The organism is Sphingosinicella terrae, from assembly GCF_003347635.1.
Classification (GTDB): Bacteria; Pseudomonadota; Alphaproteobacteria; order Sphingomonadales; family Sphingomonadaceae; genus Allosphingosinicella; species Allosphingosinicella terrae.
Map to the genome: position 1 here is coordinate 495,578 of NZ_QDFY01000001.1, position 23,762 is coordinate 519,339.

22 protein-coding genes are annotated in these 23,762 nt (G+C 70.4%); 17 read left to right on the plus strand and 5 right to left on the minus strand.

The annotated features are described in order from the left end of the window. Positions 1–7: 7 nt before the first annotated feature. The 8 genes from DDE10_RS02355 (at position 8) to DDE10_RS02390 (ending at position 10,515) form a co-directional block, all read left to right on the plus strand. Complete coding sequence (locus DDE10_RS02355) at positions 8–958, plus strand: P-loop NTPase family protein (protein ID WP_114951691.1); 951 nt, start codon at positions 8–10, stop codon at positions 956–958. Next, on the plus strand, positions 948–2,645 hold the full coding sequence (locus DDE10_RS02360) for a hypothetical protein (RefSeq protein ID WP_114951096.1): 1,698 nt from the start codon (positions 948–950) through the stop codon (positions 2,643–2,645). The genes DDE10_RS02355 and DDE10_RS02360 overlap by 11 nt, the downstream gene beginning before the upstream one ends. A 25-nt stretch (positions 2,646–2,670) precedes the next feature. Further along, positions 2,671–3,792, plus strand: a complete 1,122-nt coding sequence (locus tag DDE10_RS02365) for an ExeA family protein (RefSeq protein WP_114951097.1) — start codon at positions 2,671–2,673, stop codon at positions 3,790–3,792. 7 nt (positions 3,793–3,799) lie between these two features. Next, positions 3,800–4,651, plus strand: a complete 852-nt coding sequence (locus DDE10_RS02370; protein WP_284734392.1) for an XrtA system polysaccharide deacetylase — start codon at positions 3,800–3,802, stop codon at positions 4,649–4,651. Continuing rightward, positions 4,648–5,715, plus strand: a complete 1,068-nt coding sequence (locus DDE10_RS02375) for a FemAB family XrtA/PEP-CTERM system-associated protein (protein WP_114951098.1) — start codon at positions 4,648–4,650, stop codon at positions 5,713–5,715. The genes DDE10_RS02370 and DDE10_RS02375 overlap by 4 nt, the downstream gene beginning before the upstream one ends. Then, positions 5,712–6,929 (plus strand): TIGR03087 family PEP-CTERM/XrtA system glycosyltransferase, encoded by a 1,218-nt coding sequence (locus DDE10_RS02380; RefSeq protein WP_114951099.1) that lies wholly within the window; start codon positions 5,712–5,714, stop codon positions 6,927–6,929. Before DDE10_RS02375 ends, DDE10_RS02380 begins: the two co-directional genes overlap by 4 nt. A gap of 77 nt (positions 6,930–7,006) precedes the next feature. Beyond that, complete coding sequence (xrtA, locus tag DDE10_RS02385) at positions 7,007–8,581, plus strand: exosortase A (protein ID WP_114951100.1); 1,575 nt, start codon at positions 7,007–7,009, stop codon at positions 8,579–8,581. A 2-nt stretch (positions 8,582–8,583) separates the two neighbouring features. Beyond that, on the plus strand, positions 8,584–10,515 hold the full coding sequence (locus DDE10_RS02390; protein WP_114951101.1) for an XrtA/PEP-CTERM system amidotransferase: 1,932 nt from the start codon (positions 8,584–8,586) through the stop codon (positions 10,513–10,515). Positions 10,516–10,524: 9 nt separating this feature from the next. Here the strand turns inward: DDE10_RS02390 and truA are convergent, their stop codons facing one another. The 3 genes from truA to DDE10_RS02405 form a co-directional block, all read right to left on the minus strand. Next, positions 10,525–11,313, minus strand: a complete 789-nt coding sequence (gene truA / locus DDE10_RS02395; RefSeq protein ID WP_114951102.1) for a tRNA pseudouridine(38-40) synthase TruA — start codon at positions 11,311–11,313, stop codon at positions 10,525–10,527. Beyond that, a complete protein-coding gene (gene fmt / locus DDE10_RS02400) occupies positions 11,310–12,215 on the minus strand; it encodes a methionyl-tRNA formyltransferase (RefSeq protein ID WP_114951103.1) in 906 nt (301 codons plus the stop codon). The genes truA and fmt overlap by 4 nt, the downstream gene beginning before the upstream one ends. A 228-nt stretch (positions 12,216–12,443) precedes the next feature. Next, positions 12,444–13,136 (minus strand): outer membrane protein, encoded by a 693-nt coding sequence (locus tag DDE10_RS02405; protein WP_114951104.1) that lies wholly within the window; start codon positions 13,134–13,136, stop codon positions 12,444–12,446. Positions 13,137–13,508: 372 nt separating this feature from the next. Here DDE10_RS02405 and DDE10_RS02410 point away from each other — a divergent pair, with 372 nt between their 5' ends. Genes DDE10_RS02410 through DDE10_RS02420 form a run of 3 tightly spaced genes read left to right on the plus strand, consistent with a single transcriptional unit; the run spans position 13,509 to position 17,409 of the window. Next, positions 13,509–14,024, plus strand: a complete 516-nt coding sequence (locus DDE10_RS02410; RefSeq protein WP_114951105.1) for an RNA polymerase sigma factor — start codon at positions 13,509–13,511, stop codon at positions 14,022–14,024. Between the two features lie 39 nt (positions 14,025–14,063). Then, positions 14,064–15,047: a FecR family protein gene (locus tag DDE10_RS02415; protein WP_114951693.1), complete on the plus strand. Its 984-nt coding sequence runs from the start codon at positions 14,064–14,066 to the stop codon at positions 15,045–15,047. Continuing rightward, the gene (locus DDE10_RS02420) at positions 15,034–17,409 is read left to right on the plus strand and encodes a TonB-dependent receptor (RefSeq protein ID WP_114951106.1); all 2,376 of its coding nucleotides are present in this window, start codon (positions 15,034–15,036) and stop codon (positions 17,407–17,409) included. Before DDE10_RS02415 ends, DDE10_RS02420 begins: the two co-directional genes overlap by 14 nt. Position 17,410: 1 nt before the next feature. On the opposite strand, the gene DDE10_RS02425 is transcribed toward DDE10_RS02420, so the two are convergent. Continuing rightward, positions 17,411–17,614 carry a hypothetical protein gene (locus tag DDE10_RS02425; protein WP_114951107.1) on the minus strand — a complete coding sequence of 68 codons (204 nt, stop codon included), beginning with the start codon at positions 17,612–17,614 and terminating at the stop codon, positions 17,411–17,413. Between the two features lie 265 nt (positions 17,615–17,879). Here DDE10_RS02425 and DDE10_RS02430 point away from each other — a divergent pair, with 265 nt between their 5' ends. From DDE10_RS02430 to DDE10_RS02445, 4 genes are all read left to right on the plus strand, one after another. Beyond that, on the plus strand, positions 17,880–18,392 hold the full coding sequence (locus tag DDE10_RS02430) for a GNAT family N-acetyltransferase (RefSeq protein WP_284734393.1): 513 nt from the start codon (positions 17,880–17,882) through the stop codon (positions 18,390–18,392). An 89-nt stretch (positions 18,393–18,481) separates the two neighbouring features. Continuing rightward, on the plus strand, positions 18,482–19,411 hold the full coding sequence (locus DDE10_RS02435; protein ID WP_114951108.1) for an oxygenase MpaB family protein: 930 nt from the start codon (positions 18,482–18,484) through the stop codon (positions 19,409–19,411). 10 nt (positions 19,412–19,421) lie between these two features. Next, a complete protein-coding gene (locus DDE10_RS02440) occupies positions 19,422–20,411 on the plus strand; it encodes a ribonuclease Z (RefSeq protein ID WP_114951109.1) in 990 nt (329 codons plus the stop codon). Positions 20,412–20,633: 222 nt separating this feature from the next. Continuing rightward, the gene (locus tag DDE10_RS02445; protein ID WP_114951110.1) at positions 20,634–21,035 is read left to right on the plus strand and encodes an EF-hand domain-containing protein; all 402 of its coding nucleotides are present in this window, start codon (positions 20,634–20,636) and stop codon (positions 21,033–21,035) included. A gap of 62 nt (positions 21,036–21,097) precedes the next feature. Here the strand turns inward: DDE10_RS02445 and DDE10_RS02450 are convergent, their stop codons facing one another. Continuing rightward, positions 21,098–21,511: a DUF6491 family protein gene (locus DDE10_RS02450; RefSeq protein WP_114951111.1), complete on the minus strand. Its 414-nt coding sequence runs from the start codon at positions 21,509–21,511 to the stop codon at positions 21,098–21,100. Between the two features lie 258 nt (positions 21,512–21,769). On the opposite strand from DDE10_RS02450, the gene DDE10_RS02455 reads away from it, so the two are divergent. Both DDE10_RS02455 and recR read left to right on the plus strand, forming a co-directional pair. Beyond that, complete coding sequence (locus tag DDE10_RS02455) at positions 21,770–23,023, plus strand: DUF763 domain-containing protein (RefSeq protein ID WP_114951112.1); 1,254 nt, start codon at positions 21,770–21,772, stop codon at positions 23,021–23,023. A 103-nt stretch (positions 23,024–23,126) separates the two neighbouring features. Continuing rightward, positions 23,127–23,723 (plus strand): recombination mediator RecR, encoded by a 597-nt coding sequence (recR, locus tag DDE10_RS02460; RefSeq protein ID WP_114951113.1) that lies wholly within the window; start codon positions 23,127–23,129, stop codon positions 23,721–23,723. Positions 23,724–23,762: the final 39 nt, after the last annotated feature.

Sequence of the window (23,762 nt, forward strand, 5' to 3'; positions counted from 1 at the left end):
GGACAAGATGAAGCATGACCGCATCTCGCTGATCGAGCGCGCCGCCGAAGTCTACGATTTCGGCGCGGCGCTTCGCGCCCGCACCCCCGCCACCGACCCGATGGCGGCTCCGCCGGCGGTCGCGCCGGCACCCGCATCGCCTCCAGCGGCCGCCGAAGTGCCGCCGCCGGTCATGCCCGTTCCGCCGTCGACGCCGAGACCGGCGCCGGCCGGCGCTCCCGCAATCGCCACGGTCGATCGCCAACGGCTTGCCGCCGCCGGCTATCTCCTTCCGGATTCGCCCTCGACCGGGCTTGCGGAAGAGTTCCGGCTGATCAAGCGCCAGCTGCTGGCCGGCATCGATCGGCGGGTCTCGCAGCCGGAGGAGAAGAGGCGCTCGATCCTCGTCACCTCCGCCCAGTCTCAGGACGGCAAGAGCTTCTGCGCGCTCAACCTGGCGCTCTCGCTCGCCGGCGAGCGCGCCTATGAGGTGCTTCTGGTCGACGGCGACTTCAGCAAGCCGAACCTGCCGTCGATCCTCGGCATCGAGGCCGGCGCCGGGCTGGTCGACGCGCTCGCCGATCCCTCCGCCGATCCGGAACGCTTCGTCATCCGCACCGACGTGGCGGGGCTTTCGCTGCTGCCGGCCGGCCGCAAGGCGAACGACGTCCCGGAACTGCTCGCCTCCGAGCGGACTCGCGAGGTGCTGAGCCGCCTCGTCGCAGGCAATCCGCGCCGGCTCATCCTGTTCGATTCCCCACCCGCTTTGATGGCTTCGCCGGCGACGGTGCTCGCCGGTCATGTCGGCCAGGTCCTGGTCGTCGTCCGCGCCGACCGCACCACCGAGGCGGACCTGCGCGAGACGGTGGGGCTGCTCGTCGGCTGCGACCATCTCAGCCTGATCCTCAACGGCGCCGCCATGGCGGTCTCCGGCCGCAATTTCGGGGCCTATTACGGACATTCAGACGATGCGGCCTGACCTGAACCTCGCCAGGCCGCTCAGGCGGCTGCTGCTCGCCGCCGGCCTTGCCGTCGCGGCAAGCACCGCCGCTCAGGCCCAGGACGGGCCGCCGCCTTCGGGCGTGTCCTACGCGCCGCCGCCGGCCGAGGCCGGTTCCGCGGAGGCGGCGCCGACGCAGTCACGGGCGCGACGCTCGCGCGCCGAGATCCGGCCCTATCTCGAAGTCGCCCAGGTGGTCAGCGCCGACCTGGATGGCGGCGACACCCTCACCTACACCAGCGTCGCCGCCGGCGTGGATGGGCGGGTGCAGACCCGCCGCGTCACCGTCCAGATGAGCTATCGCTACCAGCGCAACATCGAATGGTCGGGCGAGGTCGGCGACCAGGACGTCCATTCGGGCATCGCCCAGATCGGCGTCGAGGTCGTTCCCGGCGCGCTGCAGATGGAGGCGGGGGCGATCGCCACCCGCACCGGCGGGCAGGGCCGGGCCGTCGGCACCACCGACCGCGACGAAGCGGTCGAGGTCTATGGCGCCTATGCCGGCCCGACCCTCTCCACCCATGCCGGCCCGGTGGCGGTCAACGCCGCCTATCGGCTCGGCTATGTGACGATCGACGACGATATGCTGGACGGCGCCGCGCCGGACCAGATCGATTCCGCCGTCACCCATAGCGCCACCGCCAGCGTCGGCATGGCGCCGGGCCGGCTGCCGGTCGGCTGGACGGTCGGCGCCGGCTATGCCCGCAGCGAGAATGACAGCGAGTTCGACGACGAGTTCGAGGGCGCCTATGTCCGCGGCGACGTCGTCGTCCCGGTCACGCCGACGCTCGCCTTGACCGCGGGCGTCGGCTACGAGGATATCCAAGCGAGCCAGCTCGACTTCGCCGAGGATGCCAATGGCGACCCGATCGTCGGCCCCGACGGCGGTCCGGTGGCGGACCCGAACCGGCCGCGCGTGCTCACCTACGATCTCAGCGGCATCATCTACGATGCCGGCCTGATCTGGCGGCCGAGCGCCCGTACCGAGCTGCAGGTGCGCGCCGGCCACCGCTATGGCGGCACGACCGTCGTCGGCTCGCTCTCTCATCAGTTCAGCGCCCAGGCCGGCGTCGGAGTCGTCGTCTACGACACCGTGGAAACGGCGGGCAATCTTATCGTCAGCGATCTCAGCAACTTGCCGGATGAATTTGAGGTCGTACGTAATCCTCTGACCGGCAGCCTCGGTGGCTGCGTGTTCGGTGCCGATCCAGGCAGCGGCGCCTGCCTCGACCGCGGGTTGCAGTCGCTGCGCGGCAGCACCTTCCGGATGCGGGGCGCCAGCCTCGTCGTCTCGGGCGAGCGCGGCCTGTGGAGCTGGGGCATCGGCGCCGGCTATAATCACCGCCGTTACGGCCGGCCCGACCAGGATCCGGACTTCGACCTGCTCGGCGGCAACACCGACGAGAATTACGGCGTCTATGCCTCGCTCGGCCGCCAGCTCAGCCGCAGCTCGCAGCTCGACTTCGACCTCTACGCCAATTGGTTCGACACGGACGAGGCCGATTTCGACAAGGTGTTCACCACCGGCGCCACCGCCAGCTACACGCGCCGGCTGCTCCTCGACCGGATGCGACTGCTGGCGGCGCTCGGCATCGATCATACCGACGACGGCACGCTTTCGAGCACCGCTCTCTCCGGCCTGCTGGGCCTGAGATACACGTTCTGACGGGGCGAGGGGCCAGGGAGAGACTATGTATATCGAGCATTTCGGCCTGACAGGTCAGCCCTTCCAGCTGACGCCCGACGCACGCTTCTGGTTCGAGAGCCGGACCCATCGCAAGGCGATGGCCTATCTCGGCTACGGCCTGGCCCAGGGCGAGGGTTTCATCGTCATCACCGGCGAGATCGGCGCCGGCAAGTCCACTTTGGTCGCCCACCTGCTGGCGACCATCGACCGTGCCCGGCTCAACGCCATCAGCCTGGTCTCGACCCAGGTCGAGGGCGACGACATGCTCCGCCTGACCGCCCAGGGGCTCGGCATCGCGACCGGCGGCGTCGAAAAGGCGCGGCTGCTCGACGCCGTCGAGCAGCGGCTCGAAGAGGAGGTTCGTGCCGGCAAGCGCACCTTGCTGATCGTCGACGAGGCGCAGAACCTGCCGGTATCGGCGCTTGAAGAATTGCGGATGCTCTCCAACTTCCAGATCGCTGGCAAGGCGCTTCTCCAGGTCGTGCTGCTCGGCCAGCCCGAATTCCGCGACAAGATCGGCTCGCCGGGTCTCGAGCAGCTCCGCCAGCGCGTCATCGCCCTCCATCATCTCGAGGCGATGGCGGCCGACGAGGTCGAGGCCTATGTGAGGCACCGCCTCGCTATCGTCGGCTGGATGGGGCAGCCCGTCTTCAGCCCCGCCGCTTTCGCCGCGCTCCACGTCCACAGCGGCGGCATTCCGCGGCGGCTCAACCAGCTCGCCAACCGGCTCATGTTGCACGCCGCGGTGGAGGCGCTCGACACGATCGAAGCGGAGGCGGTCGAGGCCGTCGCCGCCGACATCGGCACCGACTCGCCGGCGGCCGCGGCGGAACCGGCTCCGGTCCGGCAGCGGGAGCCGGAGCCTGCCGCCGCCCCGAAGCGGGAACCGGAAAGGGTCCTGCCGCTGCGCGGCGCGCGGCCGCAGGCCGTCGCGGAGCCGGCCAACGAGCAGTCGTCGGAGCCGAGCTCGCCGGCCGTCGCCTTTGCCGATCCGGCGCTGCTGCGCCGCATTGCGGCGCTCGAGGCCAGATTGGAGGAGCAGGAAGCGAGCCTTCGCCACGTCCTTGCCTTGCTCGTCGACTGGGTCGAGAACCCGGAGGCGGCGTATCGCACGCACGCGGCCTGACCGGGTCATGTCGCTGCGCAACGCCCTCTCCGTCGACGTCGAGGACTGGTTCCAGGTCGGCGCATTCGAGGCGGTGATCGCGCGCGACGCGTGGGAGACGCTGCCGAGACGGGTCGAGCGCAATACCGACAACGTCCTGGAGCTGTTCGCGACCGCCGGAGTCAAGGCGACCTTCTTCACTCTGGGCTGGGTCGCCGAGCGCCACAAGGCGCTGGTCCGACGGATCGCCGAGGCGGGGCACGAGCTTGCCAGCCATGGCTGGGACCATCGCCGCGTGTTCACGATGACCGAGACGGAGTTTCGTGACGATCTCGTCCGCGCTCGTGCCGCGATCGAGGATGCGACGGGCCACAAGGTGACCGGCTATCGCGCGCCGAGCTTCTCGATCGATTCCCGCACGCCCTGGGCCCATCCGGTACTCGCCGACCAGGGCTACGCCTATTCGTCGAGCGTCGCCCCGATCGCCCACGATCATTATGGCTGGCCGGAGGCGCCGCGCTTCGCCTGGCGGCCGGTCCCAGGCTCCGAGCTGATCGAGCTGCCGGTGACCACGGTCCAGGTCGGCGGGCGCCGTCTCGCGGCGGGAGGCGGCGGCTTCTTTCGCCTGCTCCCTTACGCTTTCTCGAGCTGGGCTGTCAGGCGGGTGAACCGCGCCGACCGACGGCCGGCCATCTTCTACTTCCATCCCTGGGAGATCGACCCGGATCAGCCGCGCATCGCCGACGCGCTGCTGCGTTCGCGTCTGCGCCATTACACCAATCTCTCTGTCATGAAGCCCAAGCTCCTGAAATTGCTTAGGGACCATGAATGGGAGCGAACCGACCATGTCGCCGCCAGCGAGCGCGCGAGGCTGTCATGAACGCACCCGCTCCGGCCCTTGCCGTTGCCGTCCGCGCGATCGACACGAAGGATGCCGCCCAGGCTGCGCGACTGGACGCCTTCGTCGCCGAGCATCCTGAGGGCACGATCTTCCATCGCCCGGGCTGGGGCCGCGGCGTCGAGCAAGGCTGCGGCCAGCGCGGCCAGTATCTCGTCGCCGAGCGAGGCGGGGCGCTCGTCGGCTGCCTGCCGTTGACCGAGATGCGTTCCCCTCTGTTCGGCAACGCTCTGGTCTCGACCGGCTTCGGTACCGGCGGCGGCATTCTCGCCGAGAGCGATACCGCCGCGCGGGCGCTGGCCGAGGCCGGATGGAGGGCGGCCGAATCCGCGGGCTGCGGCACGATCGAGCTTCGCGGTGGGCCGGTTCCGGAGGGATTCGCTCGCCGCGAGGGATTTGCGTCGCGCTTCGAGCGCAGCCTGGCCGCGGACGAGGAAACGCTGCTCAAGCTGATCCCGCGCCGGCAGCGGGCCGAGGTCCGGCGCGCGCTCGCCGTCGCGCCGCTCACGACCGTCGGCACCGACCGCGCGCATGTCGAAGCCCATTTTCGCGTCTATGGCGAAAGCGTCCGCAACCTCGGAACGCCGGTCTTCCCGCGTCGCCTGTTCGAGGCGATGCTCGACGCCTTTCCGGGCGAGGCGGAGATCGTCGCGGTCTGGCATGACGGCCATGCGGTGGCGACCCACTTCAATTTCTACTTCAAGGACGTGTGCCTGCCCTTCTGGGGCGGCGGCACGCGCGAGGCGCGAACCTGCCGCGCCAATGACCTGATCTGGTTCGAGGTCATGCTGCGCGCCCTCGGGCGGGGCTGCCGGACGGTCGATTTCGGCCGTTCCAAGGTCGGCACCGGACCCTGGCAGCGCAAGAAGATCTGGGGCTTCGAGGAAGTGCCGCTCGTCTATGCGGTCCGCGCCGGCGCCGGCGGAGCGCCGCGCGAGCTCGACCCGAAGGACCCCAAATACAGGCTCAAGATCGCGCTCTGGAAGAAACTTCCCTTGTGGGCCGCCAATCGGATCGGTCCGCTGATCGCGCGGGGGCTCGGATGAATCGCGAGCTGCTCTTCCTCGCGCATCGCATTCCCTTCCCGCCGGACCGCGGCGACAAGATCCGCTCCTGGCACCTGCTGCGCGCCCTGGGGGAGCTGGGCCGGGTTCACCTCGCCTGCTTCGCCGACGACGAGGCCGATGCCGCGCATCTGGCCGGGCTGCGCCAGGCGATGGCGAACCGGCTCGGCGCAACTCATGTCGAGGTCCGCAGGACCGGCAAGGCGGCCGCCGGGGCGCGTGCCCTGGTCGAGAGCAAGCCGGTCTCGCTCACCCTCTTCGACAGCCCACGGCTTCGCGCCTTCGTCGAGCGGCTCCTGGCCGAGGGCAATGTGGGTACCGTCTTCGCCTTTTCCGGCCAGATGGCGCAGTTCGTCCCATCCGGGCTGGCGCAGCGCTTCGTCATGGATCTCGGCGACGTCGATTCCGACAAGTTCGCCCAATATGCCGCCGACGGGCGCGGGCCGATGCGCTGGGTGAATCAGCGCGAGGCCCGCCGACTGTCCGCATTCGAGCGCGCCACCGCGGCGCGCGCGGACGTGACCACCTTCGTCAGCGAAGCGGAGGCCGCCCTGTTCCGGCAGCGGACGGGCCTGCCGAACATCCGGGCGCTTTCGAACGGCATCGACCTCGTCTTCTTCGATCCGGCGGCCGATTTCCCGCCGCTGGCCGACGACGAGCGCGGGCAGGGGCCGATCCTCCTGTTCACCGGCCAGATGGATTATGCGCCGAACGTCGACGCGGTGCGCTGGTTCGCCGCCGAAGTGCTACCGCGCCTGCCCATCGGCCGCTTCGTCATCGCCGGGCGCAACCCGGCGCCGGCGGTGCGCGCGCTCGCCGGTGAGCGGATCCAAGTTACCGGGGCCGTCGCCGACATGCGCAGCTGGCTAGCTGCGGCCGACATCGTCGTCGCGCCGCTCCGGATCGCGCGAGGAATCCAGAACAAGGTGCTGGAGGCGATGGCGATGGCGCGGCCGGTCGTCGCCAGCCCGGCGGCGTTCGAAGGCATCGAGGCGCAGCCGAAGCGGGACCTCGTCGTCGCCGACGGTGCGGAGGCGATGGCGGCGGCGATCCGCGGATTGATCGAGCGGCCGACGGATGCGGCGGCGCTCGGTCGTGCCGGCCGCGCTTGCATGGTGGAAAGCTACAGCTGGGAGCAACGCCTTGCCCCTCTGGCAGCGATGGTGTTCCCGGACGCCGAAAGGGCCGCGGCGTGACGGCGCCATTTCATCCTCCCCGAAATGGGGAGGGGGACCGCCCTCCGCAGGCGGGTGGTGGAGGGGGCCCATCGGTCATGCCGGTCCTCGGACAGCTTATCAGGTTCGAACGCTGGTTTCCCTCCACGGCCTTCGGCGGTCCCTCTCCCCGTTCCGGGGAGGAGAAGGGCGCCCAGGTCTGGCAACGGCATCTCGTCGCGCTCTGCCTCTCCGCGGTGGCGCTTCTCCTGCTCTTCCGACGGGAGATAGCGGAGCTGGCGACCATCTGGTGGAACAGCTCGACCTTCAATCATTGCCTGCTGATCGTGCCGATCATCGGCTGGCTGGTCTGGCAGCGCCTCCCCGAGCTGCGCCGGCTGAGGCCGGCGGCCTGGGCACCGGGGCTGTTGCTGGTCGCGGCCGGGGGCGGCGCCTGGCTGCTCGGCGAGGCGGGCGGGCTCGCGATCGCGCGCCATGCCGGACTGCTGCTCATGCTCGAGGGACTGGTCGTGGCGCTGCTCGGCCGCGCCGTGGCGCTCGGCCTCGCATTTCCGCTCTTCTATGCGTGGTTCCTGCTGCCGATCGGCGAGGAGCTGGTCCCGGCGATGCAGACGGTGACGGCGCGGATCTCGATGGTCCTGCTCGGTCTGGTCGGCGTACCGGCGCATCTCGAAGGGATCTTCGTCACCATCCCGACCGGCTATTTCGAGGTGGCGGAAGCCTGCGCGGGGGTGAAGTTTCTGGTGGCGATGGTCGCGCTCGGCGCGCTGGTCGGCAATGTCTGCTTCCGATCGTGGCGCCGGCGGATCGCGTTCATGGCGGTGTCGGTCGCGGTGCCGATCCTCGCCAACGGCATCCGCGCCTGGGGTACGATCTACATCGCCCACCTCACCAGCACCGACTTCGCCGCCGATTTCGACCATGTCGTCTATGGCGGCATCTTCTTCGCGATCGTCATCGCGCTCATCCTGGGTCTCGGCTGGCGCTTCTTCGACCGCGGCGTCGGCGAGCCCTGGTTCGACCCCGAGGCGCTGAGCCAGGGCCGCCGCGTCCCGATCGTCCCGACCGTGGCGGCGGCGCTCGCGCTCGCGGCCCTGCCGGTCGCCTGGTCGTCAGCGATCGCCGCCACCGGGACGCAGCCGGTCGCGGCGGACTTCGCGCTCCCCGAAGTTCCGGGCTGGCAGCGGGTCGCGCCGGGCGCCGACTGGCGCCCGACCTATGCCGGGGCGGACCTGTTCCGGATGGCGCGCTACCGCGACGCGCGCGGGCGCGAGGTCGACCTCGCCGTCGCGGCTTATGCCCGGCAAGGCGAGGGCGGCGAGCTGATCCGGATCGGCCAGGGCGCCGCCCCATCCGGGAGCGGCTGGGCGTGGACGGCGGCGGCCGCGGCTCCGCTGAACGGACGCGCGGAGCGGATCGCCTCGCACGGGGTGGTGCGCGAGGTCGTCAGCTTCTACCGGGTCGGCGATATCGTGACCGGGAGCGGGCTCGGGGTGAAACTGGAGACGATGAGGAGACGGCTGCTCGGCGGGCCGCAGCGGGCGGTGGCCGTGCTGGTGTCGGCGCGGGCGCCGGCGGCCGGGCTGTCGCCGCGTCCGGCCATCGACGATTTCCTGACGGCGCTCGGCCCGGTCGACGCGCTTGCCGATCGCGCCGCGGGACCTAGGCTCTAGCCATGTGCGGAATCGCGGGGATCTTCCATCCGGACGTGCCCAAGCCGGTCGATCCGGCGCGGGTGCGGGCGATGGCCGACCGTCTCGCCCATCGCGGCCCAGACGGCAGCGGCGTGTGGACCGCGCCGGGAGTCGGCCTCGGCCACCGCCGCCTCTCGATCATCGACCTCAGCGAAGCGGCCGCCCAGCCGATGGTGGCGGCCGACCGCCGTCTCGCGCTCACCTATAATGGCGAGATCTACAATTTCCGCGAAGTGCGCGCCGAGCTCGAGGCGCGGGGCCATGGCTTCGTCACGGAAAGCGACACCGAGGTCATCCTCGCCGCCTGGCGCCAATGGGGGCCCGCCTGCCTCGACCGCTTCAACGGCATGTTCGCCTTCGCGCTCTACGACGCCGAGGCCGACGCCCTCTTCCTCGCCCGCGACCGGATGGGAGTGAAGCCCCTTCATTATGGCGAGCTGCCCGACGGCGCGCTGGTCTTCGCCTCAGAGCTCAAGGGCCTGCTCGCCCACCCGGCGATGCGGCGGCGGCTCAGTCCCCACGCGGTCGAGGACTATCTCGGACTGGGCTATGTCCCGGACGATGCCTGCCTGGTCGAGGGCGTGCGCAAGCTGCCGGCGGGCCATTTCCTGCTCGTCCGCCGCGGCCGGCCCGTGCCGGAGCCGACCGCCTGGTGGGATGTCGATTTCGCCAGCCCGGAACGGCGCCGCCTGAAGGCGCTCGAGGAGGAGATGATCGAGCGGCTGCGCGCGGCGGTCCGGTCGCGCATGGTCGCCGACGTCCCGCTCGGCGCCTTCCTCTCCGGCGGAGTCGACAGCTCGGCGGTCGTCGCCTTCATGGCCGAGGCGAGCCGCGAGGCCGTCCAGACCTGCTCGATCGGCTTCGACGAGGCCGACCATGACGAGACCGCCCATGCCGCGGCTGTGGCGAGCCTGTTCGCCACCTGCCACCGCACCCGCAAGGTCGCCGCCGCCGACGATTTCCCGCTGATCGACACGCTCGCCGATGCGTTCGACGAGCCCTTCGCCGACGCCTCGGCGCTCGCCACCTACCGGGTGTGCGAGCTCGCCGGTGAATCGGTGAAGGTGGCGCTGTCCGGCGACGGCGCCGACGAGACGATGGCGGGCTATCGCCGCTACCGCATGTTCGCCGCCGAATCGCGGGCGCGGCGCCTGCTTCCGCCGCCGCTGCGCCGCGCCTTCGGCGCGATCGGCGACGTCTATCCGAAGCTCGACTGGGCACCGCAATGGCTGCGGGCGAAGACGACGCTGCAGGCGCTCGGCCGCGGCGGCGGCGAGGCCTATGCCGCCGGCGTGGCGGTGACTCCGATCGCCCTGCGCCACCGTTTCTATACCCCGGCGTTCCGGGCGGCGCTCTCCGGCCACCGGGCCGAGCGCCGCTACGTCAGCGCCTATGACGGTGCGCCGGCCGACGATCCGCTGTCGCGGGCGCAATATGCCGATCTCAAGATCTGGCTCCCCGGCGACATTCTCACCAAGGTCGACCGTACCAGCATGGCGGTGAGCCTTGAGGCACGCGAGCCGCTGCTCGACCACCGTCTCGTCGAGTTCGCGGCCCGGCTGCCGGTGCGGATGCGGCTGCGCGGGGGCACCGGCAAATGGCTGATGAAGCGGGCGCTCGCCGGCCGGCTGCCGGAGGAGATCCTCCATCGCCGCAAGATGGGCTTCGTGACCCCGATCTCGGCCTGGTTTCGCGGGCCGCTCGCCGACGAGGCGGCCGCCGTCGCGCAGGGCTCGGCCTTGGCGGAAACCGGCTGGTTCGACTCTACGGTGCTCGCCGGCCTCGCCGAGGACCATCGCCGCGGCCGCTCCGACCATGGTCGGCTGCTCTGGCAATTGCTCATGCTCGAGAAGTCGCTGCAGCGCGTCTTCGGTCTGGGTACCGGCGCCGCGAGGGCCCGGCGGACCGGGTAAGCGCGAGCCTCAGTCTTCCGCCGTTTCGACCGGGGCCGCCGCTGCCTCGGCGGGATCATCCGGATAGACGGCCTCGACGAAGTAGAGGCCGTCGGGAGGCGCGTTGAAACCCAGAGCCGCGCGGTCGCGGGCGTCGAGCGCGGCCTTGAGATCCGCGGCGGACCATTTGCCTCGACCGACCAGCTCGAGGCAGCCGACCATCGAGCGGACCTGGTGATGGAGGAAGGAGCGCGCCGCCGCCTCGATCTCGATCGCGTCGCCGAGGCGGCGCACGGTCAGCCGGTCGAGCGTCTTGACCGGGCTCTCGGCCTGGCACTGGACCGACCGGAAGGTGGTGAAGTCGTGCCGTCCCACCAGCTGCTGGGCGGCGCGGTGCATGGCATCGGCATGGAGAACCACCGGCACCCGCCAGGCGCGGCCATGATCGAGCGCCAGCGGCGCCCGCCGGTTGACGATGCGGTAGAGATAGCGGCGACCGATGCAGCTGAACCGCGCGTGGAAATCCTCCCTCACCGGCCGCGCGGCGAGCACCGACACGGGCAGCGGCCGAAGCTTGGCGTTGGTGCCGTCGGCCAGGCGATGGGCCGAGATCGGCCGGGCGACGTCGACATGCGCCGTCATCGCCAAAGCGTGGACGCCGGCATCGGTGCGGCCGGCGGCATGGAGAACCACCTTTTCGTGGGTGATGGCTTCGATCGCTTCCTCGATCGCCTGCTGCACCGAAGGGCCGTGCGCCTGGCGCTGCCAGCCCATGAAGGGCGCGCCGTCATATTCGACGGTGAGCCGGAAACGGGTCACGAGAGGATCGTGCCGACCGGGATGACGAAGCCGCGCAGCAGCTCGTCGGGCCGCATCGCCGCCCGCCCGGCGCGCTGGACGAGCGTCGGCAGGATCGAGCCGGTGCCGCAGGCGATGGCGAGGCCGTGGTCGAGCACCGTCCCCGGCGCGCCGCCGAGGCCGGCCGGCTCGGCCGCCAGAACCCGGATCCTCTCGCCCTGATATTCGAAGAAGGCGCCCGGCGCCGGATTGAAGGCGCGGACCTGGCGCTCGACGTCGACGGCGGCCCGGGTGAAGTCGAGCCGCGCCTCCGACTTGTCGACCTTGGCGGCATAGGTGATCCCGGCCTCCGGCTGCGGCTCCGCGACGATCGCCTCGATCCGGTCGAGCACGTCGACCATCAGCGCCCCACCGATCGCGGCGAGCTCGGCGGTGAGGGCCCCGGCGGTCTTGCGGTCGATCCCGGTCTCACGCCGGGCGAAGACAGGGCCGGTATCGAGGCCGCGCTCCATGCCCATGATGCACACGCCGGTGCGCTCGTCGCCGGCGAGGATCGACCGCTGGATCGGCGCGGCGCCGCGCCAGCGCGGCAGCAGCGAGGCGTGGACATTGAGGCAGCCGAGCCGGGGCGCCGCCAGGACCGGCTCGGGCAGGATCAGTCCGTAGGCCGCGACCACCGCCGCATCGAGGTCGAGTGCGGCGAAGGCGGACTGCTCAACCTCGTCGCGGAGCGTGGCCGGCGTGCGCACCTCGATTCCGGCGGCTTGCGCGCGGGAGTGCACGGGCGAGGGGGTCAGCGCCTTGCCGCGTCCGGCGCGGCGCGGGGGCTGGGTGTAGACGGCGGCGACTTCGTGGCCCGCGCCGAGCAGGGCATCGAGCGTCGGCACGGCGAAGTCTGGAGTTCCCATGAAGGCGAGGCGCATGCCGTCGCTCTAGAACATCGGCATCGGGTCGGGGAGGGGCGTTTCCGAGATGTGGATGGCGCCAAGCCTGTCCCTTGGCGAGCGGGGCGTCGCGCGGCGGCGGGGTGAGGGGCGCGGCCTTCGCCTTGCACGCCCGTCACCCTCACCTGCGGCTTCGCCGCTGTCCCTCTCCCGCAAGGGGAGAGGGGTGGAAAGGGGAGGCGCCGCGGCGCCTCCCCCTCCCGACCTTCAAAAGCGGAAGCCGATGCCGGCCATCACCTGATGGCGGCTGGGGCTGATGCCGACCGTCGGCTCGTCATCGTCCTCGACGCCGAGGAAGCGGAAGTTGCCGTAATTGGTGTAGACATATTCCAGCTTGCCGTAGAGGTTCGGCGTGAACGCGATCTCGGCGCCGGCGCCGAGATGGTAGCCGTCGACATTGTCGGAGACCTCGGGGACGTCGGCGTCGAGCTCGTCCTCCTCGTCGATGTCGCTGTCATAGCCGAACTCGACGCGGCCGTTGGAATAACCGCCCTTCGCATAGAGCAGGAAGGAGGGGCTCAAGGCGACGCCAGCCCGCACGCCGGCGGTGAAGGTGCGGCCGGAGCTGACGCAGGCGAGATCGTCAGCGATCAGCTCGCCGCAGCGCTCGAAGTCCGAGAAGTCGACGCCGCCATAGGCGCCGATCAGGATGCGATCGGAGAGGAGGGCGTCATAGCCGATCTCGAGGCCGTAGCTGATCCCGCTCTCGCTGTCGGACACCGTAATGAACTCGTCGCCATCCTCATCCTCGTCGTCGTCCGGATTAGGCACGGTGGCCGAGGCGCGCGCGCTCTCCCAGCCGACCCGTGCTTCGGCGCGGAATCCTTCGAGACCTTCGGCGAAAGCAGGCGTGGCAATGCAGGTCGCCGCCAAAAGGGCGGCGAGCTTATGGAACTTCATCTCTGACTCCTGTGGATCATCTGCTGGTTGAGGGCGTGCTGGAGCGGGAGAGCGCGCTTCCCCCGGCTCCAGCACGGGTTAGGTCCCCGGCTCAGGGGGGCATCGACCGAGGACCCGAAGCTCAGACGGCGCCGCGGCGGCAAACCCGCAATGGCATCGGCGCCGATGGACAGGCGCGATCCGCTTCTCTAATCATGCCGCCTTCCAGACAGGCCGGTGCCCGACCGTCTCCTGGCGCGACCAGCGTCGAGCGATCGGGCGAAGGCCTGGCTGTTTTGTTTCAGGGCTTTGCGGTCGCAGGATCGCAGCCCATCTTGCGGAAAAGCGCTAGGGCGGGGGCGGCTCGCGCAGTTCGGAACGGACGTTGATTCGATGACGACCTCCGGCCTCGAAGCCGTTTTCCTTGCCCATCGGGCCGCGCTGCAGCGCTTCCTGCGCGCGCGCGGCGCCGGCGATCTCGCCGAGGATCTGCTCCAGGAGCTGTGGATCCGGGCATCGGCAGGCGCGAGCGGACCGATCGCGGAGCCGCTCGCCTATCTGTATCGCACCGCCAACAATCTGATGATCGACCGCCGCCGTTCGGGGCTGCGCAGCGCAGCGCGCGACCAGGAGTGGAGCGACTCGACCGGCGGTGCGATGGCCGGGATTTCCGACGCGCCCTCGGGCGAGCGGGTGCTGATCGCCCGCGAGGCGCTGGCGGCGGCGGAGGCCGCGCTGGCGGCGCTCGGGGAGCGGACCGAATATGCGTTTCGCCGCTTCCGGATCGAGGGCGCCAGCCAGAAGCAGATTGCCGACGAGCTCGGCATCAGCCTCAGCGCCGTCGAGAAGCACCTGCAGAAGGCCTATCGCACACTCATCGATCTTCGGAGGCAATGGGATGCGGATTGATGCGGTCGGCGCCGTCATGTCTTCGATGAGGTGGCGCTGATGCCGGTACGGCACGATCAGATATATGACGAAGCGATAGACTGGGTCGTGCGGCTGCGCGACGCCGGCCCCGATGGCTGGGAGGCGTTCACCGCCTGGCTCGAAGCCGATCCGGCGCACGCCGCCGCCTATGAAGAGGCCGCGCTCGCCGACCAGGATTGGGGCGAGCTCGCGCCGCCGCCCCGGCGGATCGCGCCGGATCATGTAAGTCCCGTCCCGCCCTTCTTCGGCGCGCCGGCGCCGGCCCCGTCCCGCCACGGCCTTACCCGCCGGCGCTGGCTCGGCGGCGCGATCGCCGCCTCGCTGATCGGCCTCGTCGGCTATGGCACGCTGGCGCCCGACCGATCAGTCTACGCCGTCGAGACCGGGGCAGGCGAGCGGCGCAGCGTCGCCTTGGCCGACGGGAGCCGGATCGATCTCAACGGATCGACGCGGCTGCGCCTCGACCGCGACGCGCCGCGCTTCGCCAGGCTCGAGCAGGGCGAAGCGCTGTTCACGGTCGTTCATGACGACCGCCGGCCGTTCGAGGTCGAGGTTGCCGGCACCAGGCTTCGCGACATGGGCACGGTCTTCAACGTGGTCAGCGATCGCGGATCGCTGGAGGTCGGCGTCGCCGAGGGCGCTGTCCTGTACGACCCGGACGGCGAGGCGGTGAACCTCACGCGGGGCATGACGTTGAGGCGCGATTCCGGCGGTCGGGCGCAGCTGTCGAACCGCGAGCCGGAAGCGGTAGCCGGGTGGCGCGACGGCCGTCTCGTCTATGCGTCGGCGACCGTCGGACAGGTCGCGGCCGATCTCAGCCGCAATCTCGGCGTGACGGTGGCGACGACCCCCGTCGTCGAGCGTCAGCCGTTCACAGGGGTGATCATCCTCGATCCACAGCCGCAATCGACGATCGATCGCGCCGCCGGCCTGCTCGGCGTCGAGGCGGATCGGTCCGACGAAGGTTGGATCCTCAAGTCGGGAGCCGGTGAGACGCGCTAGGATCTCCGTCGCGGCCGCAATCCTGCTGTCCCTGACATCGGTTGCCGAAGCCGCCGATCGCCACCGGCTGGACGTCCCAGCCGGGCGGCTGGGCGACGCCATCGTCGCGCTCGGCCGTCAGGCCGGGATCAGCATCGGCGTGTCCGATCCCGGGCTCGCGGCCGAGCGCGTGCCGGCCGTGCGCGGCAATCTCACCGTCGATCAGGCGCTGCAGCGGCTGCTCCGGCGCAGCCCGGCCCGGCACGTCGCCCTGGACGGCCGCACCTACCGGATCATGCGGCGCGCCGCGACGCCCGCCCCCCCGTTATCGCGCCGCACGGCCCGCGCCGCGCCGCCGCCGCAGCCTCGGCCGGAGCCGCTGGAGATCGAGGAGCAGATCGTCGTCACCGCGACCCGGCGCCCCGTCCGCCTCGCCACCTATGCCGGCGGCGCCTACATCGTCCATGGCGACGATCCGGAGCTGGGCACGGGATTGCGCGGCAGCGAGGCACTGGTGGCGCGGCTCCCGGTCGTCGCCTCGACTCATCTCGGCGCCGGCCGCAACAAGCTGTTCGTCCGCGGAATCGCCGATTCGAGCTTCAGCGGCGCGATCCAGGCCACCACCGGCCAGTATCTCGGCGATATCCGGCTCAACTACAATGCGCCCGATCCCGACCTGCGGCTCTACGACATCGAGCGGGTCGAGGTCCTCGCCGGTCCCCAGGGCACGCTCTACGGCGCCGGATCGCTCGGCGGCATCATTCGGGTGGTGCCGAGCGCGCCGCGCTCCGATCGTGTCGAGGCCGAGCTCTCGCTCGGCGCTTCGGCGACCCAGCATGGCGATCCGGGCGCCGACGGGGCGGTCATGGCGAACCTGCCTCTGGTCGAAGACCGGCTGGCGCTCCGCGTCGTCGCCTACGGTGCGAGCGAGGGCGGCTATGTCGACGATACCGGCCGCGGGCTCGACGACGTCAACCGGGTCCGGATCCTTGGCGGCCGCGCCCGGATTCGGTTCGAGACCGACGGAGGCTGGACTGTCGATGTCGGCGGCGCCGCCCAGCGGATCCGCGGCGAGGACGGCCAGTTCGCTGATCGCGGGGCACCGCCGCTCACTCGGGAGAGCGCCGTCGCCCAGCCGTTCGGCAGCGACTATTTCCTCGGCGACCTCACGATACGCAAGGATTGGGACGATCTCAGCCTTGTCACCTCGCTCGGCGCGGTGCGCCACGAGGTGCGCGAGCGCTTCGATTCGACGCTGAACGGCGAGAGCCCACGCATCTTCTTCCAGGACAATGACGTCACTTTGCTCTCGCTGGAAAGCCGGCTCAGCGGCCGCCATGGCCGAGTGATCGACTGGATCCTCGGCGCGAGCTTCGTCCGCAACCGCTCGAACCTGCGCCGCCAGGTGGGGGATGCCGACAGCCCGTCGCCGCTTCCCGGGGTCGAGAATGATGCGCAGGAGATGGCGCTTTTCGGCGAAGCGCGCGTTCGCCTCGCCCCCGGCGTGATCGCGACCGCCGGAGGCCGCTTCGCCCATGCCCGGACTGCCGGCGAGTCGCTCGATATCCGGCTCGTCGTCGAGCAACCCCTGCTCGGTGCCAGGGCCGACCGCAACCAATCCGCCTTCCTTCCCTCGGTCGGGCTTTCCGCCGAAGCCGCGCCGAACATGACGGTGTTCGCGCGCTACCAGGAGAGCTTCCGTCCGGGCGGGCTTGCCGTTTCCGACGATTTCATCCGGCGCTTCCGCAACGACGATCTCGCTACCCTGGAAGCCGGGCTGCGCTACGGCCAGCCGGGACGCGGCGCCTTCGACGCCACCGTGTCGCTCGCCTACACGCGCTGGACCGATATCCAGGCCGACACGATCACGATGAGCGGCTTTCCCACCACCGCCAATATCGGCGACGGGCGCATTTACACGCTCGACATGCGATTGGGCTGGCGCCCGCTGCCGGGACTGAGCCTGGAGGCGGCGGCCCTGCTGAACGACAGCCGGGTGACCAACCCGCAGCCGAGCATCGACATCGTCGCGGGCTTCCCCTTGCCCAACGTCGCCGATTTCAGCGCCAGGCTTGCCGCGGATTATGCGCTGACCGTCGGGCAGGATCTCGACCTGCATCTGTCCGGCGCCGCTCGCTATGTCGGCGAATCCCGACTGGGCGTCGGAGCGCTCCTGGGCGAGCCGCAGGGCGAATATGTCGACATCAGCCTCGGCGCCCGCCTGGAGCGCGGCCCCTACGGGCTTTCGCTGACCCTCACCAACCTGCTCGACGAGGTCGGCAACCGCTTCGCGCTGGGATCGCCCTTTACCCTCATCGAGCAGCGGCAGATCACGCCGCTGCGGCCGCGCACGCTGCGCCTGGGCTGGCAGATGCGATTCTGAATCAGCTGTCGATCGCGCCACGAATCTTGGCGCGCACCGCGCTGATCCTCTCGACGGCCTCGGTGAAGGTGGCGACGTCGCCGCGATGCCCATTGGCGCGGGCGTCCTTGATCGAATCCTGATAACCTTCGAGATCGACGTCGAGGGCGTCGACGATGATCTCGGCCTCGTCCTCCGTCAGGGTCAGCTTGATCGTTCCGGCCATGACAACTCCTTATTCTACGCGGGCAAATCCCGACTTGCGGGTCGACATCCCCGGCCGCGGCGGCCGTCGCCGCCGCCGCTTCGGGACAAGCCGGCTCCATGAACGCGTTGCTCCGCCCGGGCAACCGGCTAGAGCGGGCAGCGTTCCGACAGCAACGGAACGGCCGCACCAGCTAAACGGTTCGCTGCGATTTTCGAGTCGTCAGACGATTCCGTCTGACGGCAAATGGCTCTATGGAAGCCGCGATCCGCTGGCGGAGACGCACTTGGTCACTTTCGCGCTGTTCGAGGATGAAGCGGCCGTCGCTCGGGTGGACGAGGCACAAGTCGCGGCGCTTACCCGCGCTGCGACCGACGCCACTTTCTATCGCGAAGGCATGAACGCCGAGCAGATCGCCGCCAATCGCCACGTCGTCGCGATCAGCGGCCCGACTGCCATGGCCGCGGCGGCAAGCGACCGTCAGCGGCTGGTCGCGGCCCTGGTCGAGCGGGACCTTGCCGGCTTCGTCATCGCTACCCGACATGCCGCCGACAACCTCGAACTCGACTGGCTCATGGTCGATCCGGCGCATCACGGCTCGGGTCTCGCCGCGCGCTTGACGGAAGCCGCGCTGCACTGGCTCGGCGCGGGCGAGCCGATCTGGCTCACCGTCATCCAGCATAACGAGCGGGCGATCCGCTTCTACCGCCGTTTCGGCTTCGAGATCGAAGGCGAGACCGACCCGAAACGGCCGGTGCCGACCTGGATCATGCGCCGTGCGGCCGGGACTCTCGGCTGATCCGGCCGCATCCGGCCAGCCCGGCCGCGCCTTCGCCCGAAATGAAACCCGGGCACCGCCGGCACGGTTGAAGGGGCGAAAGGACAGACATGAACAGATCGACCAGCGCGATCGCCTTGCCTTCCCCGGTCCAGCGCGGGGTGGACGCCTTTGCCGCCAGGATGATGGCCCCGGAGGGCGGCCCGGCCTTCGACTTCGCCTCGCCCCGCGACGAGCCGGCCCTGATCGCCGCAGATTCGGTCTCGTGGCGGGTGTTCAGGAACCCGGTCAGCCTTTTCATCGGCGGCGTCGCCGCCGTCCTGCTCGAACTCGCCGAGCCGCGGGTGCGCGACGGCGTCTGGCAGAATAGCAGCTTCCGCCGCCGCCCGCTCGAACGCCTGCAGCGGACCGGGCTCGCCGCCATGATCACCGTCTACGGTGCCCGCAGCCGCGCCGAGGCGATGATCGCCGGCGTGGGCCGGCTGCACGGCAGGATCGCCGGCCGGACCAGCGAAGGCCAGGCCTATCGCGCCGACGATCCCGAACTGCTCGACTGGGTCCAGGCAACGGCGAGCTTCGGCTTTCTCAACGCCTATTCGGCCTATGTCCGTCCGCTCTCCCAGCGCGAGCTCGATGCAGGCTATGCGGAGGGCGCGGTGCCGGCCCGCCTTTACGGCGCCGTGGGCGCCCCGCGCTGCGCCGCCGAGCAGGCCGACTTGTTCGAGCGCGCGCGCGGGCGGCTCGTGCCGTCGCCGATCGTCCACGAGTTTCTCGACATCATGAAGCGGGTGCCGGCCCTTCCCGGAGCGGCGCGTCCGCTGCAGCGTCTGCTGCTGAAGGCGGCGGTCGAGCTGCTGCCGCACTGGGTACGCGAGCGCCTGGGCCTCGGCACGGCCTGGTCGCTGCGACGCTGGGAGCGCAGGGCGGTGAAGCTGATCGCCGGCGCCGCCGATCGGATGATGATCCGTTCGTCGCCGGCCGTCCAGGCTTGCCGCCGGCTGGGGCTGCCCGACGATTATCTTTGGTCCTCCCGTCGCTGAACGGCTGCGCATGCGCCCGAACCTCCATCCGCGGCTGATCAACGGCCGCTTCGGCGATCCCGGCCTGTTCGTCGAGATGCTCCACCGGCGCGGAGCCCTGCTGGTCGACCTCGGCGACCTGTCGCCGCTTTCGCCGCGCGACCTGCTGCGGGTGACGCATGTGCTGGTCACCCATATGCACATGGACCATTTCATCGGATTCGACGCGTTGCTGCGCGTGTCGGTCGGCCGCGACAAGACGATCCGCATGGCTGGGCCGCGCGGTCTCGCGACCCGTGTCCACCATAAGCTGCTCGGCTACGAATGGGACCTGGTCGACCGGTATGACAGCGATCTGGTGTTCGAGGTCACCGAGCTGCACGAGGGCGGTCGCACCCGATTCGCCCGCTTCCGCTTCAAGCGCAGGTTCGCGCGCGAGGACGAGCGGAATGGAGAGGCATGCGGCGGGATGGTGGGCGAAGGCGACGGCTTCCGGATCCGGGCGGCCCTGCTCGAGCATCATGGACCGTGCCTGGGATTCGCCGTCGCCGAGCCGGCCCATGCCAATGTCTGGAAGAATCGTCTCGCCGAGCGCGGACTTGCCGCCGGGCCTTGGCTGCAGGCGCTGAAACGGGCGGTGATCGAAGGCCGACCCGACGACTGGCCGGTCGCGCTGCCGGACGGCACCGCCGGCACGCTCGGATCGCTGCGCGAGCTGGTCACGATCGGCGAGGGCCAGAAGATTGCCTACGTCACCGACGTCGCGGATACGCCCGCCAACCGGGAGGCGATCGCTCGCCTCGCGGCCGGTGCGGACCTCCTGTTCATCGAGGGGAGCTTCGCCGCGGAGGACGCTGCCCAGGCGCGGCTTCGCGCCCATCTCACCACCCGCGCCGCCGGGGAGATCGCCCGCGCCGCCGGCGCGCGACGAGTCGAACCTTTCCATTTCTCGCCGCGCTACGAGGGCGAGGAGGCGCGGATGATCGCGGAGGTGGAGGCGGCGTTCCGCGGCGGGGCGTGAGCCGCGCGCGATCGGAACCTCTCCGCGCTTGCGCGGGTTGAAGCGTGTCTGGAACGGCCGTCGTGGCCGAACGGTCCGTCTCGCCCCCGAAACGGACCGTGGCCGGCCCGTTGTCGGCCCGCGACGACCCGCCCTGGCGCCGGGGAACGGTGCCGTGGCGGAGCGGTTGGGGATTGGCTCGGCGCGCGGGGTGCCGGGTTCATCCGTTCCATGGAGTAGATCATGATCCGCACCGTCTTCCTGACGAGCCTGCTCGCGCTCGCCGCTCCGGCCGTCGCCCAGGACGCTTCGTCGCCGCCCAGCCCGCCTGAAAGCGGGACGCCGCCCGCCACCGACCCTGCCACCGAGACGCCCGCCCAGCCCTCGGCACGGCCGGCGACCGAGCAGGAGGTCGGGACCCTGGTCGCGGGCGAGTTCCCGCGCCGTGACCTCGACAGTAACGGCTCGCTCAACCAGGAGGAGTTCACCTCCTGGCTCGGCGAACTGATGTCGCGCTCGCCGGGCGGAGCGGCGGGTGGCGATCCGGATGCGCGGGTCGCCTCGGCCTTCGGCCAGGCCGATGCCGACGGCAGCGGCACGGTCAGCCCGGCCGAGATGATCGCCCTGCTGTCGCGCCACCATTGAGGGGAAGGGGCGGCCGCGCCCGCAAGGCCGCGGCCGCCCACGCCTCAACCAGCGCCCGCATCCTAGTCGTTCCGGCGGCGCTCGCGGTGGGAGCGAACCTCCTCGTCACTGAGACGGCGGACATTGCCGACCGGACAGGTGCGCGGAAAATTGCGGTCGGGGACCACGATCTCGGCGTCGAGGCCCTGGCACACCCAGCTTCCGCCGCCGCGGCTGCGAATTCCGATCCGGGTCTGCCAGTCCACGTCGGGGCAACTGCCGAGTAGTTCCAGCCGGAAGATGCGGTTGGCGCCGACGGTCACGTAGACGTGGTCGTCATCGTCGGCATGGAAGCCGTTGACCTGGCCGGGAAGGAAGCATTGCCGATCGCCCGAGCGGGTCGAGGCGGAATCGGGGCCGTCGGCCGGTGCGCAGGCGGTGACGATCGTCGTTCCCAGCAACGAAGCGGCAAGGGCAAAGGCAAAGCGGTTCGACATGGCGATTCCTCCTGTCAGCCGTCCAACCCAGCAACCGCGCCCACCCTAAGGCGGTTCCAGAGGGGGTCGTCAATCCTGCGGTGCGGCGCGATCCGGCTGGCTCGCCGGGGGGCGCCGCCAAGGCTTCGCCCTGCGGCTCGTCGGGGGAGATCGGTCATGGCCGGGCGTGAACCGGCATCGGGACGAGGCGGTTCCCCGAGGGTGGCGGATGCGGTTCGTTGCTGCTATTCGTTCGCTTCTTGTTCCAGGGAGGCCGAATTGGCCCAGAGATCCGGCGGAGCCGACCTTCCGCTCCATGGCGGCCGCGTCCCCGCCTGGCTCGGCCAGCGCATGACGCGGCTTGGCACCGTCATCTGCGAGGCGATCGTGCACCATTATGGCCGCGACGAACTGCTGCGGCGCCTTGCCCATCCGTTCTGGTTCCAGTCGTTCGGCGCCGTGATGGGGATGGACTGGCATTCTTCGGGAATCACCACCAGCGTCATCGGCGCGCTCAAGCGCGGGCTCAACCCGATCTCCGGAGAGCTCGGCGTCCATGTGTGCGGCGGCCGCGGCCGCCACTCGCGCCGCACGCCGGCGGAGCTGATCGCCGCCGGCGACAGGAGCGGGTTCGACGGAGAAGAGCTGGCCCGAGCCAGCCGCCTTGTCGCCAAGGTCGACAGTGCCGCCGTCCAGGACGGGTTCGACCTCTATCTCCACGGATTCATCGTCACCGACGAAGGCCGTTGGACGGTCGTCCAGCAGGGCATGCGCGGCGAGACGCGGCGCGCGCGCCGCTATCACTGGCTGTCGGAGGGCCTCCAGAGCTTCGTCGACGCGCCGCACGCGGCGATCGAGGGACGGACCGAGGGCATCATCGTCAACCTTGTCGACCGGCGGGCGGAGCCGTCGCGCCAGGCGCAGCTCGGCCTGCTCGCCGAACTCGGGCCGGACCGGCTCGCCCGGGAAGCGGCTGCGCTCGAACGCCGCGTGGTAGCGGCCGCGCCCGCGGATCAGCCGCTGCTCCCCGACCTGTTCCTGCCCGACCGCCACGACGTTCGCGCCGAGGATATCGTCGTCCGCCGACTCCACGGCGCCCTGGCGGCGGCGGCCGAACTCGGCCCGAAGGACTTCCCGGAGCTACTGCTGGTGCCGGGAGTAGGGGCCCGCACCGTCCGTTCGATCGCGATGGTGGCCGAGGTGATCCACGGCGCCCCGTGCCGCTTCTCGGACCCGGCCCGCTTCTCGCTCGCCCATGGCGGCAAGGACCGCCACCCGTTCCCGGTGCCGACCCAGGTCTTCGACCGCACGATCGACGTGCTCAAGACGGCGGTCGGCAAGGCGAAGCTGGGGCAGGAGGAGAAGATCGACGCGATCCGTCGGCTCGACGCGCAGGCGCGGCGGCTCGAGCGGCACGCAAGCGGGCCCTCGGTCGATGCCTATTTGGCGGAGGAGCGGCGGCGCTCGCCGGAATATGGCGGCCGGTCGGTGTTCGGATGGGAAGGCGGCCAGGACGGGCGCCGCGCCGGGTGAGGGCACCGCCCCGCCGCTCTGCTCGCGCCTGTTTGGATGTCGGCGTCGTTTCCGGACCGAGGGACGATTCCCTCCCGGGCGAAATCGCTCTATCTCCCCCGGCATGGCTTCCCAGGAAATAGAGGCGCTGACCCAGGCGCTCGCCCGCCTGCCCGGTCTCGGGCCCCGTTCGGCGAGGCGGGCGGTGCTGCACCTCATGAAGAAGCGCGAGACCGCGCTCACCCCCCTGCTGCGGGCGTTGGAGCGGGTCAGCGAGCGCCTCTCGGTCTGTTCGGTCTGCGGCAATGTCGACACGTCCGATCCGTGCGGGATCTGCGCCGACGAACGGCGTGACGGACGCCTTCTCTGCGTCGTTGAGGAAGTATCGGATTTGTGGGCACTCGATCGGGCGCGCCTCTTCCCCGGGCGTTTCCACGTGCTCGGCGGCCGGCTTTCGGCACTGGAAGGCGTCCGGCCGGAGGATCTCTCCATCGACAAGCTCGTGTCCCGCATCGCCGCCGGCGGAATCGACGAGGTCGTGCTGGCGATGAACGCAACGCTCGAGGGCCAGACCACCGCTCATTATCTGGCGGAACGGCTCGAAACTTTTCCGGTGCGACTGACCCAGCTGGCCCATGGTCTCCCGGTCGGCGGCGAGCTCGACTATCTCGACGAAGGCACACTTGCTCAGGCTTTGCGGGCGCGGCGCCCCGTCGCCTGAATTCGACTTCCGGTCACAGCTTCGTCATCGGCTTCATTT